The organism is Pseudomonas sp. SIMBA_068, from assembly GCF_046534705.1.
GTDB lineage: Bacteria > Pseudomonadota > Gammaproteobacteria > Pseudomonadales > Pseudomonadaceae > Aquipseudomonas > Aquipseudomonas putida.
The window spans coordinates 380,088-394,098 of sequence record NZ_JAWRYI010000001.1; the positions used below are offsets into that span (position 1 = coordinate 380,088).

The 14,011-nt window shown below is 64.9% G+C and carries 9 protein-coding genes; 4 read left to right on the top strand and 5 right to left on the bottom strand.

Features of this window, described 5'->3' with window-relative positions; translation table 11 throughout:
* Window positions 1-7: 7 nt before the first annotated feature.
* The 5 genes from SB756_RS01660 to SB756_RS01680 form a co-directional block, all read right to left on the bottom strand.
* Window positions 8-2,782: a malto-oligosyltrehalose synthase gene (locus tag SB756_RS01660; protein WP_410910036.1), complete on the bottom strand. Its 2,775-nt coding sequence runs from the start codon at window positions 2,780-2,782 to the stop codon at window positions 8-10.
* A complete protein-coding gene (gene malQ, locus SB756_RS01665) occupies window positions 2,779-4,848 on the bottom strand; it encodes a 4-alpha-glucanotransferase (protein WP_410910037.1) in 2,070 nt (689 codons plus the stop codon). Before malQ ends, SB756_RS01660 begins: the two co-directional genes overlap by 4 nt.
* Window positions 4,845-6,587: a malto-oligosyltrehalose trehalohydrolase gene (treZ, locus tag SB756_RS01670; RefSeq protein WP_410910038.1), complete on the bottom strand. Its 1,743-nt coding sequence runs from the start codon at window positions 6,585-6,587 to the stop codon at window positions 4,845-4,847. Before treZ ends, malQ begins: the two co-directional genes overlap by 4 nt.
* Before the next feature lie 14 nt (window positions 6,588-6,601).
* A complete protein-coding gene (gene glgA, locus SB756_RS01675) occupies window positions 6,602-8,161 on the bottom strand; it encodes a glycogen synthase GlgA (RefSeq protein WP_410910039.1) in 1,560 nt (519 codons plus the stop codon).
* Between the two features lie 538 nt (window positions 8,162-8,699).
* On the bottom strand, window positions 8,700-8,867 hold the full coding sequence (locus SB756_RS01680; protein ID WP_238341775.1) for a DUF6026 family protein: 168 nt from the start codon (window positions 8,865-8,867) through the stop codon (window positions 8,700-8,702).
* 203 nt (window positions 8,868-9,070) lie between these two features.
* Here SB756_RS01680 and gnd point away from each other — a divergent pair, with 203 nt between their 5' ends.
* The 4 genes from gnd (at window position 9,071) to SB756_RS01700 (ending at window position 13,970) form a co-directional block, all read left to right on the top strand.
* The gene (gene gnd, locus SB756_RS01685) at window positions 9,071-10,054 is read left to right on the top strand and encodes a phosphogluconate dehydrogenase (NAD(+)-dependent, decarboxylating) (protein ID WP_341796262.1); all 984 of its coding nucleotides are present in this window, start codon (window positions 9,071-9,073) and stop codon (window positions 10,052-10,054) included.
* Complete coding sequence (gene zwf / locus SB756_RS01690) at window positions 10,051-11,556, top strand: glucose-6-phosphate dehydrogenase (RefSeq protein WP_410910040.1); 1,506 nt, start codon at window positions 10,051-10,053, stop codon at window positions 11,554-11,556. The genes gnd and zwf overlap by 4 nt, the downstream gene beginning before the upstream one ends.
* A gap of 73 nt (window positions 11,557-11,629) precedes the next feature.
* A complete protein-coding gene (locus SB756_RS01695) occupies window positions 11,630-13,426 on the top strand; it encodes a glycoside hydrolase family 15 protein (protein WP_410910041.1) in 1,797 nt (598 codons plus the stop codon).
* A gap of 256 nt (window positions 13,427-13,682) precedes the next feature.
* The gene (locus SB756_RS01700; protein WP_063422603.1) at window positions 13,683-13,970 is read left to right on the top strand and encodes a HigA family addiction module antitoxin; all 288 of its coding nucleotides are present in this window, start codon (window positions 13,683-13,685) and stop codon (window positions 13,968-13,970) included.
* Window positions 13,971-14,011 lie beyond the last annotated feature (41 nt).

Consider the following 14,011-nt stretch of genomic DNA (forward strand, 5'->3'; position numbering starts at 1 on the left):
CTGATGCTCAAGATTGTTGTATCAACACGTTGACCGGAAACTCCGCCAGCACGGTGCTCAACATCAACTCCTTGGAAGAGCTGACCGCCGCGCAGGGGAAAAGTCCCGTCGAGTTGGCAGGTGACAAGGCAAACGGCAGTACCAGCCGGGTGTCGTCCCAGTTCTGTGCCGGGATCAACGGTGTAGGGTTGCCACCGAGCAGGGTACTGGCCAGGCGTGGCGCAACGATGACGGCCCGCTCGCCGTCTCCCAACCGGGCAAAGGCGATCACCTTGTCAGCGTGTTTGCCCAGCACGGTCAGCGGCAGATAGGCGCCACGGCGGAACAGTTCGGCGTGCGCCTGGCGGCAATCCAGCACCCGGGCGATCAGGGCCTGCTTGATGCGGCCGTCGCGCCAGTGCGCCAGCAGCTCGGCTGGCGGCGTGGCGTCGTCCAGGGTGCGACGCCTCAAAGCGTAGTCCACGGGGCGGCGGTTGTCGGGGTCGACCAGGCTGAAGTCCCAGTACTCGTTGCCCTGGTACAGGTCGGGCACACCGGGTGTGGTCATGCGCAGCAGGGCCTGCACCAAGCCATTGAGGGCGCCGGGGCAGGCGAGTAGTTGCGCGGCATCTGCCACGGATTTGCGCAGTTGCTGGTTCTCGCTGTCCAGCAGCAAGCCATCGATGTAGCGGGCACAGGCGCCTTCGTAGGCCTCGTTGGGCGCGCTCCAGCTGCTACGCAACTTGGCTTCGCGCAAGGCCTTCTGCTGCCACTGGCGGATACGCTCGGCGTACTGGCGCAGGGCGTTGTCGTCGTGCAGGTCGAGGCCCAGCGGCCAACTGCCAAGCAGGGTTTGCAGCAGCATCAGCTCGTCGCCGGGGCTGGGTGCCAGGCCATCGTCCAGCTGCGCGCGCAGCGGCGCTGCCAGTTCACGCCAGTGTTCCACCCGGCTGGCCAGCCATGGGCCGCGTTCGCTGAGCACGGCCAGCCGCGCGCGGGTGTCTTCCCCGCGCTTGTGGTCATGGGTGGCAGTGGCGAGCAGGTTGTCGGGGAAGTCGCGCAGACGCCGCTGGGCTTCGTTATGGAAGTGCATGGGTGGCGCGCTGAAGTGCTCGGCCTCGAAGCCCACGTCGTTGCGCGACAGCAGCCGGGCGCTGCGGTAGAAAGTGGTGTCTTCCACGGCTTTGGCGGCGCTGGGCGCGGTCAGTTGCTGGAAGCGCACGCAGGCGTGGCGCAGTTGCTTGCGGGCGCGGCCCGGTGGCAACTGCCGCCAGGCTTGCCCGCCCAGCCATTGTTCAAGATGGTCCAGTAACGGCCAATCGGCTTCTCCGAGGTCGTGCCGGGCGTTGGCCAGCGCCTGCTGGAAAAACCCTTCATCTTCAGCGGGGCGCCCGCAGGCGTTGAAGTAGGTGCGGTACACCGGGTAATGCGCCACCAGTGCCTGCAACGCCCGGCGGATCGCGCCCAGGGTCAGGTCGCGGGTCATCAGGTCGTTGCGCGCAACCTGCAGCAGTGCCTGGGCCACCGATTCGCAGTCACCGGCCAGGCTGGCATTGAGCACAAGGTGCCGCGCCAGGCGCACTTCTTCAGGGAAGCCCGGCCGTTCGGTGACGTTCGCCCACAGTTCGGTCAGCGGCGCTTCGCCGGCTGGGTCATGCTGCAGCAGCGAGACCTGGTTCATGAATTCGTAGCCGGTGGTGCCGTCGGTGAGCCAGTCGCGGTGCAGGTGTTCGCCGGCGCCGAGGATTTTTTCCACGTAGATCGGGAAGTGCTCCAGGGCCGCCTGCAAAGGCCGCTGCGCCAACAGGCCATCAACCCGACGGCGCAGCTTGCGGCAGTAGCCGCGCGGGTCGGCCAGGCCGTCGATGTGATCGATGCGCAGGCCGTCCACCAGGCCGCGCTCGATCAGCTCGAACAGCTTGGCGTGGGTGGCCTCGAACACCACGGCGCGCTCCACCCTCAGGCCACCCAGCTCGTTGATGTCGAAGAAGCGCCGCCAGTTGATGTCGTCGGCAGCGGTTCGCCAACTGGCCAGGCGGTAGGTCTGGCGCTCCAGCAGCAGGTGCAGGCGCTTGAGGCCATTTTCGGCGCGGCTGTCGAATGCCACCAGCGCCGATTCCAGGTCGGCACCTTCGCGCACCAGGCGTGCCAGTTCGGTGTGCAGCGGCAGGGCATCGACCAGCGGGGTGGTCGATTCGGCCAATGCCGTGAAGTGCTCGGCCAGAGTCTTGAGCGCCGGCTCCGGGCTGAGGGCGAGAATCCAGCCATAGTCGACCGGGCACACCGGGAAGCGGTGATCGTAATGGGCGATTTGCAGCGTGCCGTGCTGCTTGTCGAATTCAATCGGTATCTCGCCGTTCTTCAGCGCTACGCCATAGTCGCTGCCAAGGAACGGCAGCAGCAGTTGCCCGGCCAGCAGAGGGTCGCTGGAGTGCCACTGTATGTCGAAGAACTCCGCATACGGGCTACGCCGGCCCCAGGCCAGCAGGCTTTGCCACCAGGGGTTGTCGGCACCGCCCACGGCCATGTGGTTGGACACGGTGTCGAGGATCAGCCCCATGCCATGCTGGCGCAGCGCGGCGACCAGCCGCTCCAGTGCTGCCTCGCCGCCGAGTTCGGGGTTGACGCAGGTTGGGTCGACCACATCATAGCCGTGGCGCGAACCAGCCCGGGCCTTGAGGATGGGCGAGGCATACAGGTGGCTGATGCCCAATTGGGCGAAGTACGGCACCAGCGGTACGGCGTGATCGAGGGTGAAGTCACTGTGAAACTGCAGGCGCAGGGTCGCGGTCAGCGGCTTCATCGGTCACGCTCCCAAGCCTGTTCGCGGGCCTGGGCCAGCAGCTCCAGGCGCCGCGCGGCATCCTCGTCATCGAGCAGTTCTGTCACCGGCCGGGTGAAGCGCCGCCGCCAGTTGGGGTGCCCGCTGGTGGTGCCCGGCAGGTTGGGCTGCTCGTCGCAGCCCAGCAGGTCTTCGAGCGGTATCAGCACCAGGGGCGCACGGGTATGGCCAACGAAGCGGATGGCCGCATCGATTACTGCGTCGTTGTCCTTCAGTTCACCGTAGTTGGTCTCCAGGGTACGGCGCAGGCCGTCGTGTTCTATCTGGCGGCCTTGGCGCCAGTGCAGTTCGGTGGCAGCGTCGATCAGTTGCAAGCGGTGGCTCCAGTCGATGTCGCGGTTTTCCAGCCAGCCGGCCAGCGGTGCCAGATCGTGGGTGCCGGTGGTGGCCAGGGCGTTGTCCGGCCAGTCCAATATCGGTTTGAACCGGCCTGGCTGAGTTTGCTCGAACGGCAGCACGCGCATGCCCAGCACGGCCTTCTCGGCCAGTGTTTCGCGCAGGCCGTCGGGCACGGTGCCCAGGTCTTCACCGAGAATGATCGCCTGGTGGCGCACCGACTCCAGCGCCAGCAGGCGCAACAGGTCGTCCACCGGGTAATTGAGGTAAGCGCCTTCGCTGGGCTTGGCCCCCTGCGGGATCAGCCATAGCCGGCGCAGGCCCATCACATGGTCGATGCGCAAGCCACCGGCATGGGCCAGGTTGGCCCGCAGCATCTCGATGAAGGCGCGGTAGCCGTTGCGCTTGAGGCCTTCGGGCGAGAACGCACAGATGCCCCAGTCCTGCCCGGCGCGGTTGAGGATGTCGGGTGGCGCGCCTACTTTCAGGCCCGCCAGCAATTCGTCCTGGCGGCTCCAGGCCTGGCTGCCGGCACCGTCGGCACCCACCGCCAGGTCGGCGATCAGGCCCACTGCCATGCCGTTGCCGCGGGCTGCTTCCTGGGCACGTTGCAGGCCACGCTCGGTCAGCCATTGGCAGAAGGCATGGAACTCGACCTTGGCCGGGTAGGCATTGGCAAAGGCTTCAACTTCCGGGTGGTAGGGGTCGTGCCAGGCCTTGGGCCAGTTGCGCCAGTCGGCACCCAGGCCGTGCTCCACCGCCTGGGCTTGCAGCACCTCGAAGCGGCAGTGGTGCTCCAGCGCCTGGCCGCCAGCTTCGCGGAAGCTGTCAAAATCGCTGCGCAGCGGGTGGTCGCCCTGGCTGAAACCCTGGTACAGCGCTTCAAGCAGGCGCAGGCGGGCGCTGGCGGCGCGTGGCCAGTCGACCAGCGGGCGTTGCTCAAGTTCTTCCAGTTGTTGCTCCAGCCCGCAGGCTTCGATGGCCATGCGCACTTCCCGTTCGCCCAGCAGGGCGGCGGGGCTGGCGTACAGGGTGTTGAGCAACAGGCGGCTGGAGGGCGAGTAGGGGCTGTAGTGCTCCTGGTCAATGGCCGACAGTGTATGGATGGGGCTGATGGCCAAGGCATCGGCACCGCGCTCGGCAGCCGAGCGGGCCAGTTGCTCCAGCGCCAGGCAGTCGCCGTAGCCGCCGTCGCCGGGGCGGCGCAGGCTGTACAGCTGCACCGCCAGGCCCCAACAGCGTGGTGGTGGCTGTTGCACCGTGTCTTCGAGGCTGTGGCAGCGGGGCGGGGCCACGGCCACGGTGAAGTGGCGGCTGTCGATTTCCACCTGGTGGTAGCCGATTGGCAGCTCACCGGGCAGGCGTGCCTGGTCGTCAAGTTTCAGGGTGAGTGAGGCGTGGTCTTCCAGGGTGCAGTGGGCGACGCTGGCGGCGCTGAAGTAACGCGCCAGCGCCAAAGGCTTGCCCAGGTCTGCGGTCAGCAGGGGCGGCAGGTGTTCGCTGTCTTCGGCCGCTTCAACCGTGCGCAGGCTGATGGCGATGGCGTCGTCGTCAGCGGCAGCGTGGCCCAAGCCTTCGAGAATGGTGCGCAGCACCTGGTCACTGACGCGCTGGGGCCGGGCATTAGCGTCGATCCAGTCGCGGCTCAACCCGACGCGGTTTGCCAAGCGGTGCAGGGCGGTTTCGCTCATGGGCGCTCCTGGGCAGGGGGAAGCAGGCTGACCACGCAGCTGTACGCGGCCAGTTGACTATCAGGGTGTTGGGTATCGCTGGTGTCGAACAGCCGGGTGGCGGCAGCGGGCAGTTCGACCGCCTGCGCAGTTGGCGCCAGGTTCAGGTCGATGCGCAGGGTATTGCCATTGCCCAGCCGCCAGCGAGCGGTCAGCGCTTTGTCGCCGTGCACCTCGGCGCCCAGTGAACGGCTACCGGGCAGGTGCGGGATGACGTGGCGGCGGCGCAGGGCCAGCAGTTGCTGATACAGGCCGTGCCAGCCGGCGATCACCTCCTTGTTTTGCGGGCGTGAAGACTCGAAGGTCTGCTGGGCGTTGGGGTCAGGAATATGCTCACGCTGCTCGGGGTCGGCGAAAGCAGTGAAGTGGGCGAACTCACCACGGCGGCCTTCGCGCACCGCGTCGGCCAATTCGTCATGGAAGTCGGTAAAGAACAGGAACGGCCGGCAGCTGCCGTCGTCGTCGCCCATGAACAGCAGCGGAATCATGGGGGCCAATAGCAGCAGGCCGGTGGCCGCACGCAGGGCTGGCGGCGGGCACAGGCGGGTCAGGCGTTCGCCAAGCGCGCGGTTGCCGACCTGATCGTGGTTCTGCAAGAACAACACAAAGGCGCTGGGCTCCAGGTGCCCGCTGGGTTCACCGCGGGGCGTGCCGTGGCGATTTGCCTGGCCCTGGAACACGAAGCCTTCAGAAAGGCAGCGTGCAAGCTGGTCGATGGGGCGCTTTTGGTAGTCGGCGTAGTAGCCTTCGGTTTCGCCGGTCAGCAGTACATGCAGGGCATTGTGGCCGTCGTCGTTCCACTGGGCGTCAAAGCCCTGTTCCAGCAGGCCGGCCTGGTTGTGCTCATTCTCCAGCACCAGCCACACATGGCGGCCCGGCTCTACGGCGGCGCGTACCCGCTGGGCCAGCTCGATCAGGAAATCGGGCTGGTCGATGGCATGCACGGCATCCAGGCGCAGGCCGTCGCAGCGGTAGTCGCACAGCCACATCAGCGCGTTCTGGATGAAGTATTCGCGCACCTGCGGGCGGCGGAAATCGATGGCCGCGCCCCAGGGTGTCTGCCGGTCTTCGCGGAAGAACGGGCTGGCGTACTGGTGCAGGTAATTGCCGTCGGGGCCGAAGTGGTTGTACACCACATCCACCAGCACCATCAGCCCTTGGCCGTGGGCCTGGTCGACCAGTGCGCACAGCTGCTCGGGGCTGCCGTAGGTGTTTTGTGGCGCGTAGGGCAGCACGCCGTCGTAGCCCCAGTTGCGCTCGCCCGGGAACTGCCCCAGCGGCATCAGCTCGATGGCACTGATGCCCAGCTCGGCCAGGCGCGGCAGCTGCCTGGCAACCCCGGCGTAGCCATCAAGCAAACCGACATGCAGCTCCTGGATCACTGCTTCGTGCCAAGGGCGACCTTGCCAAGGGTGTTGCCACTGGTAACCGGCCACATCCACAACCTGGCTCGGGCCTTTTACGCCCTCAGGCTGGTAGCGGGAGGCCGGGTCGGCCACTTGCAGCTCACCGTCGATAAGGTAGTGGTACCGGTCACCGGCCTGGCACGGAGCCACTCCGGTGTACCAGCCATCGTCGTCGGGCAGCAGCTCGATGGCCGGCTGTTGCTCCAGTTCTACGCTCACGCTGCGCGCATCGGGTGCCCAGAGGGCGAAGCGCGCCGACGTGGCGTCCAGTAAGTGTGCGCCATGCCTGTGCATCTTCCAGCCCCCGCTCAGTAGTGGCTCAGTTGTGCCTGCTTGACCAGGTCCTCGTAGAGGCGGGCGTAGGGTTCCACCGCCTGGCACCAGTTGAATGGCTGGGTCATCGACAGGCAGCGCATGGCGTTCAGCAGGTCCTTCTTGCCGTATACATAGAAGGCACGGCTGAGTGCCTCGCGGTAGCTCTCCACCGTCGACTCGTTGAACAGGAAGCCCGTGACGCCGCACTCGATGGTGTCGGCCAGGCCGCCGGTGTTGCGCGCTACCGGCAGCGAGCCGAAGCGTTGCGCGTACATCTGGCTGAGGCCGCAGGGCTCGTAGCGCGACGGCATCAGCAAGAAGTCGCTGCCGGCGAACATGCGCCGGGCGTCGGTTTCGTTGAAACCGATGCGCACGCCGATGCGGCCGGGGTGGCGCAGCGCCAGCTCGCGCATGGCCTGTTCTTCTTCCGGCTCGCCACGGCCGATGATCGCAATCTGCCCGCCTTGTTCGACGATGTAGTCGGCCACACCCAAGGTCAGGTCCAGGCCCTTCTGGTACACCAACCGTGATACCACGGCGAACAGCGGTCCGTCAGAATCCTCCAGACCGAACAGAGCGCGTACCTCCTGAGTGTTGCGCGCCTTGCCTTCCCAGTCGTTGATGCTGAAGTTGTGCTGCAGATGCTTGTCGGTGGCCGAGTCCCAGCTTTCGTCGATACCGTTGGGGATACCGCCGAGCAGGCCTTGCTGGGCTTTGCTGGCGAGGAAGCCGTCCAGGCCGCAGCCGAATTCCGGGGTGGTGATTTCCCGGGCATAGGTGGCGCTGACGGTGGTGATGTGGCTGGAGTAAGCCAGGCCAGCCTTGAGGAACGACAGCTTGCCGTAGAACTCCATGCCTTCCTGCTGCATGGCGTGGTCGGGAATTGCCAGCTCCGGGCTGCAACCACGGCTGTACACCCCCTGGTACGCCAGGTTGTGAATGGTGAACAGGGTAGGCGTGTTCAACCCGCGCCAATGCATGTAGGCAGGCGCCAGGCCAGCGGGCCAGTCATGCGCGTGAACCACTTCCGGTTTCCAGTGGATCTTGCCTTCGCCTGCCGCGATTTCGGCAGCCGCCAGGCCCAGGCGGGCGAAGCGGATGTGGTTGTCGGGCCAGTCGCGGCCGTTGTTGGCACCATAGGGTGTGCCGTCGCGCTGGTACAGCTCGGGGCAGATCAATACATAGATGACCAGGCCGTCAGCCATGTCCATGCGCCCGATCTTGCAGGGCGGCAGGGCCGCGTGACCGCCCAGTTCACCGACGATATGGATCGGGTTGTCGCTTTCCATTACCTGGCGGTAGCCAGGGATCAGCACCCGTACATCGTGCAGGTGGGCCAGGGCACGGGGCAGGGCGGCGGACACGTCGCCCAGGCCTCCGGTCTTTACCAGGTCTGCGATTTCCGAGGTGACGAACAGAATCTTGCGCATGTTCGGGTTGTGCTGGCGCTGGGCGCCGGGTGCCTTGCCTGTCGTGGCGAAATCCGGGGTGAGCGGCTCGCGGTTGTCCGGTTTGAATGAATCTACGTGAGGCTCGACAGCGGCACTGATCATACTTCTCTCCGTCCCTATGCTTGGCCGGGTGCTGGCACCCGTGAAGATATTTCGTGTTGGTTCTCTCTAATTCGAAACTGCTTAGTGCGTTCCATGCCCCAGGGTCGTGCGCGCAGGCACAGCGCGATCGGCATTCCGGCCGAAGGCGATTGGACTGTTTGGGGTGTACGGGCTCAGGATCGGGATAGCCCGATGCGTCTGGCCTGTTATGTTGATGACCCGCCGGGTTTCCTGAAAGTTCGACTTTTTTTGGGTCACTCTTCCACTGAGCAATTGGCGGGCCGAAAACCGAGTGTAGGAGAGAAAGTGATAAAAAGGTGACCCACTGGTCACTATTGTTATGTGCGCAATAGACGCAAACGTTGGCGTTTGTGACCGGTTGTGAAATGGTTTGGGCGACGGTGGTGCGGGGTGGTTGAGGGGTGGGCCAAAATGTGGCTCGCCACCGGTAACGCACCTTGATGGTGCGCAACAAGTTGAATGGGTAGCTTTGAAAGCGGCGAGTGGGAGCCAGGCAGCCCCCACAAGAGGGAAAAAACTAGAGGCTTGTAGCCTTGTCGCCAGCGCGCTGTTGCGCCAGCAGCAGGTTCAACTGGGCGACCTGTTGGCGCAGCTGGTCACGTTCGTCTTTCAGTTTACGCAGCTCATCACGGCGCACGGAGACATAGAGGGTCTGGGTTGGGGTTGCAGGCATCAAGGTACCCATGAGCACACCTCGCGGTTTTGGCTGGTGACAAGTCAAAGCGTAGACGCTTCACGCGGGGCGCATTCTGAATTCTTTTGCAGTTGGTGGGAACTTTTTTGTTTATCGTGGTCTTGCCGTTCGTCGCTGAACCCTCGGGCGGCATGCTGGACTAATCTGAAACGCTGGACTGTGTTGTCATCCATTTCGTAAGGGAGCATCGGCTCATGCAATTGGGAATCGTCGGGCTGGGCCGCATGGGCGGCAATATCGCAAGGCGCCTGATGCGCGCCGGCCACCGCACCGTGGTGCACGACCGCAACCGCGAGGCCATTACCGGGCTGGAGGGCGAGGGCGCGCAAGGCGCGCACGACCTCGGTGCGTTGGTACAAAAGCTGAAAGCGCCGCGCGCAGTGTGGGTAATGCTGCCGGCCGGCGAGCCCACCGAGCAGACCATCGCGCAGCTGGCCGAGCTGCTGGAGCCGGGCGATGCGATCATCGACGGCGGCAATACCTTCTACAAGGACGACATGCGCCGCGCTGCCGAGCTGGCAAAACGCGGCCTGCATTACCTGGACGTCGGCACTTCTGGCGGCGTATGGGGCCTGGACCGTGGCTACTGCATGATGATCGGCGGCGAAAAGGACGTGTTCGAGCGCCTGGAGCCACTGTTCAAGGCGCTGGCCCCGGGCGTGGGTGACATCCCGCGCACGCATGGCCGCAGCGGCGAGCACCAGCGCGCCGAGCATGGCTATATCCACGCTGGCCCACCGGGCGCCGGGCACTACGTGAAAATGGTGCATAACGGTATCGAGTACGGCCTGATGCAGGCCTATGCCGAAGGCTTCGACCTCCTGCGCAGCAAAGGCGGCAACGAGCTGCCGCAAGACCAGCGCTTTGACCTGAACGTGGCCGAAATCGCCGAAGTGTGGCGGCGTGGCAGCGTGGTGACCTCATGGCTGCTCGACCTCACCGCCGATGCCTTGGTGGCCGACCCGCAGCTGTCGCAGTTCAGTGGCTCGGTATCCGACAGTGGCGAAGGCCGCTGGACCATCGATGCCGCCGTCGAGCAGGCGGTGCCGGTGCCGGTGCTGTCCAGCGCACTGTTTGCGCGCTTCCGCTCGCGCCAGCAGCAGGGCACTTATGGTGACAAGGTCCTTTCGGCCATGCGCCTGGGCTTCGGTGGCCACGTCGAGAAGAAAGGCGAATGACCAAACAGACCATTCCAGCCGCCCCCCCTTGTACCCTGTTCCTGTTTGGCGCCAATGGCGACCTGGTCAAGCGCCTGCTGATGCCGGCGCTGTACAACCTCAGCCGCGACGGTTTGCTGGACCGCAACCTGCGCATCGTTGGCGTGGACCACAACCCGGCCAGCGCCGAGGAATTTGCAGAGCGCCTGCATGCGTTCATGCTCGAGCGGGATAAAGGCGGCGAGGGCAGCGCCAAGTGCCTGGACGAAAAGCTCTGGGCACGCCTGGCCAAGCGCCTGGATTACCAGACGGGCGATTTCCTCGACCCGGCCACTTACCAGGCCCTGGCCAAGCGCATCGACAAAACCAGCCACGGCAATGCCATCTTCTACCTGGCCACCTCGCCGCGCTTCTTCCCCGAGGTGGCGCAGCGCCTGGGGCAGGCTGGCTTGCTCGACGAGTCTGGCGGCGGCTTCCGCCGCGTCGTGGTCGAGAAGCCATTCGGCACCGACCTGGCCAGCGCCGAGGCGCTCAACGCCTGCCTGTTGAAAGTGATGGGCGAACGGCAGATCTACCGCATCGACCATTACCTGGGCAAAGAGACGGTGCAGAACATTCTGGTCAGCCGCTTCTCCAACGGCCTGTTCGAATCGTTCTGGAACAACCACTACATCGACCACGTGCAGATCACCGCTGCGGAAACGGTCGGCGTCGAAACCCGTGGTGCGTTCTACGATAGCACCGGGGCCCTGCGCGACATGGTTCCCAACCACCTGTTCCAGTTGCTGGCAATGGTGGCCATGGAGCCACCGGCCGCGTTCGGCGCCGACGCGGTGCGCGGCGAAAAGGCCAAGGTGGTCGGCGCCATTCGCCCATGGTCGGCGAAAATGGCCCTGAAAAACTCGGTGCGCGGCCAGTACAGTGCCGGCAAGCAGGGGCGCAAGCAGCTGCCCGGCTACCGCCAGGAGGCCAACGTGGCGCCTGACAGCCAGACCGAAACCTACGTGGCGCTGAAGGTGATGATCGACAACTGGCGTTGGGCTGGCGTGCCGTTCTACTTGCGCACCGGCAAGCGCATGAGCGTGCGCGACACCGAAATTGCCATTTGCTTCAAGCCCGCGCCCTATGCGCAGTTCCGCGAGTCGGAGCTGGAGCGGCCCAAGCCCAACTACCTGAAAATCCAGATTCAGCCCAACGAAGGCATGTGGTTTGACCTGCAGGCCAAACGGCCCGGCCCGGAGCTGGTGATGGAGAACGTCGAGATGGGCTTTGCCTACAAGGACTTCTTCAAGATGACCCCGGCGACCGGCTACGAGACGCTGATCTACGACTGCCTGACCGGTGACCAGACCCTGTTCCAGCGGGCCGACAACATCGAGAACGGCTGGCGGGCGGTGCAGCCGTTTCTGGATGCGTGGGCGCAGGCCAGCGAGGTGCATGAGTACCCGGCTGGTGAAGACGGGCCGGAAGCCGGCAATGAATTGCTGACCCGCGACAAGCGCGAGTGGCACCGCTTGGGGTGAGACTTTTGTAAAGCCTGTGCCGGCCCTTTCGCGGCTAAAGGGCCGGCACAGGCAATCACATCAAGGAGACCTAATGCCTGCCCACATCGAAGACTACGCCTTGCTGGGCAATTGCCGTAGCGCCGCCCTGGTCAGCCGCGATGGCTCCATTGACTGGCTGTGCCTGCCCCGCTTCGACGCCCCCGCCGTGTTTGCGGCCCTGCTGGGCAATGAAGAAAACGGCCGCTGGCGCCTGGCCCCCTGCGACCCGGTCGAGCACACCAGCCGGCAATACCTGGAGGACACCCTGGTACTTGAAACCACTTGGGTCACCGCCTCTGGCCGGGCACGGGTGCTCGACCTGATGCCCCTGGGCGAGGTCAACTCGGTGGTGCGCATCGTCGAAGGCCTGGCTGGCGAAATCAACTTCGAGATGGACCTGGTCCTGCGTTTCGACTACGGGCGCAGCGTGCCTTGGGTAGAAAAGCTCGACCCCCTGACCCTGAGCGCTGTGGCCGGCCCCGACCGCCTGATCCTGTGCAGCACGGTCCCCTCGCACGCCCGTGACCACCACACCGTTGCACGTTTTCGCGTCTGTGCGGGGGAGCGCCATGTGTTCAGCATGCGCCACCAACCCTCGCACCTGCCTGTGCAGCCCGATTGCGATGTCGAGGCTGCGCTGCAGCAAACCCTCCAGCAATGGCAGGCCTTCGCTGCCCGGTGCCCGCAGGTAGGCCCCTATACCCCGCTGGTGCGCCGCTCGTTGCTCACCCTCAAGGCCATGACCTACGCCCCCACTGGCGGCATCGTCGCCGCCGTCACCACCTCGCTGCCCGAGCGTGTGGGCGGGGAGCGCAACTGGGACTACCGCTTCTGCTGGCTGCGCGACGCCACCATGACCTTGCTGGCGTTCATGAACCTCGGCTACTTCGACGAGGCCCAGGCCTGGCGCGAATGGCTGCTGCGCTCGGTAGCCGGCAACCCCGAGCAAATGCAGATCATGTATGGCCTGGCGGGCGAGCGCGACCTGCAGGAATACACCTTGCCGTGGCTGGCCGGTTACGAGCATTCGCAACCCGTGCGGGTAGGCAATGCCGCATCGCAGCAGATGCAGCTGGACATCTATGGCGAACTGGCCGATGCCATGTCCCAGGCGATCAAGGGCGGCCTGCCGCGCCACCCGCGCAGCGCCGCCATCTCCCGCCTGATCATGCCTTATCTCGAAGGCATCTGGCGCGAGCCGGACGAAGGCATCTGGGAAGTGCGCGGCGGCCGGCAGCAGTTCGTCCACTCCAAGGTGATGGCCTGGGTCGCCTTCGACCGTGCTGCGGGGTTGGCCGACACCACTGAAGAAGGCCGCGAGCGCGGGCAGCATTACCGCCAGGTGGCCGACGAGATTCACCGCGAAGTCTGCGAGCAAGGCCTGGACCCCAGCGGCCAGTTCTTCGTCCAGGCGTATGGCTCTACCGAAATGGACGCCAGCCTGTTGCAAGTTGCCCTGACCGGCTTCCTGCCGGTGGATGACCCCCGCTTTTTACGCACGCTGGAGCAGGTCGAACGGCGCCTGCTGAAGAACGGCCTGCTGATGCGGTACGACAGTGACAGTTGCAGCGATGGCCTGACGCCGGGGGAGGGCACCTTCCTGGTGTGTTCGTTCTGGCTGGCAGACGTTTATGTTTTGCTGGGCCGCCAGGCTGAAGCCGAAGCGCTGTACCAGCACCTGACCGGCCTGACCAACGACCTTGGCCTGCTGGCCGAACAATACGACCCGGCCGGCCAGCGCATGCTCGGCAACTTCCCCCAGGCGTTCAGCCATATCGGCATCATCAACACCGCACTCAATCTTCATCGCGCACAGTGCCCGGTGCGCGACCGGGCGAGGTGCGGGTAGCGGATGAACGTAGCAACTGCCTTGCTCAATATCTAGAATCGCGTGAGATCCCTGTGGGAGCGGGTTTACCCGCGAAGAATACAACGCGCAGCATGGCACCGGCTTCGCCGGTGTTCGCGGGTGAACCCGCTCCCACAAGGTGCGCGATAGGCTTGGTACTCCGTCAATTGTGACGCATTGCGTCACATATATTGTCTGTATGAGTGTGATGTGTAGGGTCACACTAGGTGCGTACACCTAGTTCGGAGAGCTGTTCATGACTTTGCACAATCCGCCACATCCTGGCGAAACCTTGCGCGAAGATGTTTTGCCAGCGCTTGGCCTGACGGTAAAAGCCTTCGCGTCGCACCTTGGGTTTTCCCGCGAAGCGCTTTCGCGGGTACTGCATGGCCGCGCGGCAATGTCTCCGGACCTGGCTGTACGCCTGGAGATGGCGGGTATCAGTACCGCCCGCCTATGGTTGGCCATTCAGGCTGATTACGATATCTGGCAGGCGCGCCACCGCCATCAGCCCGTGATTACCCGGTTGTTTCAGGCCGCCTGATATAAAAGTGTGAAACGAGCGGAGTAGACTAGGCCAAACCC

Excerpts from the sequence above, each read along its gene's own strand:
- SB756_RS01700 (WP_063422603.1), top strand. The coding sequence starts at position 13,683 with ATGACTTTGCACAATCCGCCACATCCTGGCGAAACCTTGCGCGAAGAT.
- malQ (WP_410910037.1), bottom strand. The coding sequence starts at position 4,848 with ATGAGCGAAACCGCCCTGCACCGCTTGGCAAACCGCGTCGGGTTGAGC.
- SB756_RS01660 (WP_410910036.1), bottom strand. The coding sequence starts at position 2,782 with ATGAAGCCGCTGACCGCGACCCTGCGCCTGCAGTTTCACAGTGACTTC.
- SB756_RS01680 (WP_238341775.1), bottom strand. The coding sequence starts at position 8,867 with ATGGGTACCTTGATGCCTGCAACCCCAACCCAGACCCTCTATGTCTCC.
- treZ (WP_410910038.1), bottom strand. The coding sequence starts at position 6,587 with ATGCACAGGCATGGCGCACACTTACTGGACGCCACGTCGGCGCGCTTC.
- SB756_RS01695 (WP_410910041.1), top strand. The coding sequence starts at position 11,630 with ATGCCTGCCCACATCGAAGACTACGCCTTGCTGGGCAATTGCCGTAGC.
- gnd (WP_341796262.1), top strand. The coding sequence starts at position 9,071 with ATGCAATTGGGAATCGTCGGGCTGGGCCGCATGGGCGGCAATATCGCA.
- zwf (WP_410910040.1), top strand. The coding sequence starts at position 10,051 with ATGACCAAACAGACCATTCCAGCCGCCCCCCCTTGTACCCTGTTCCTG.
- glgA (WP_410910039.1), bottom strand. The coding sequence starts at position 8,161 with ATGATCAGTGCCGCTGTCGAGCCTCACGTAGATTCATTCAAACCGGAC.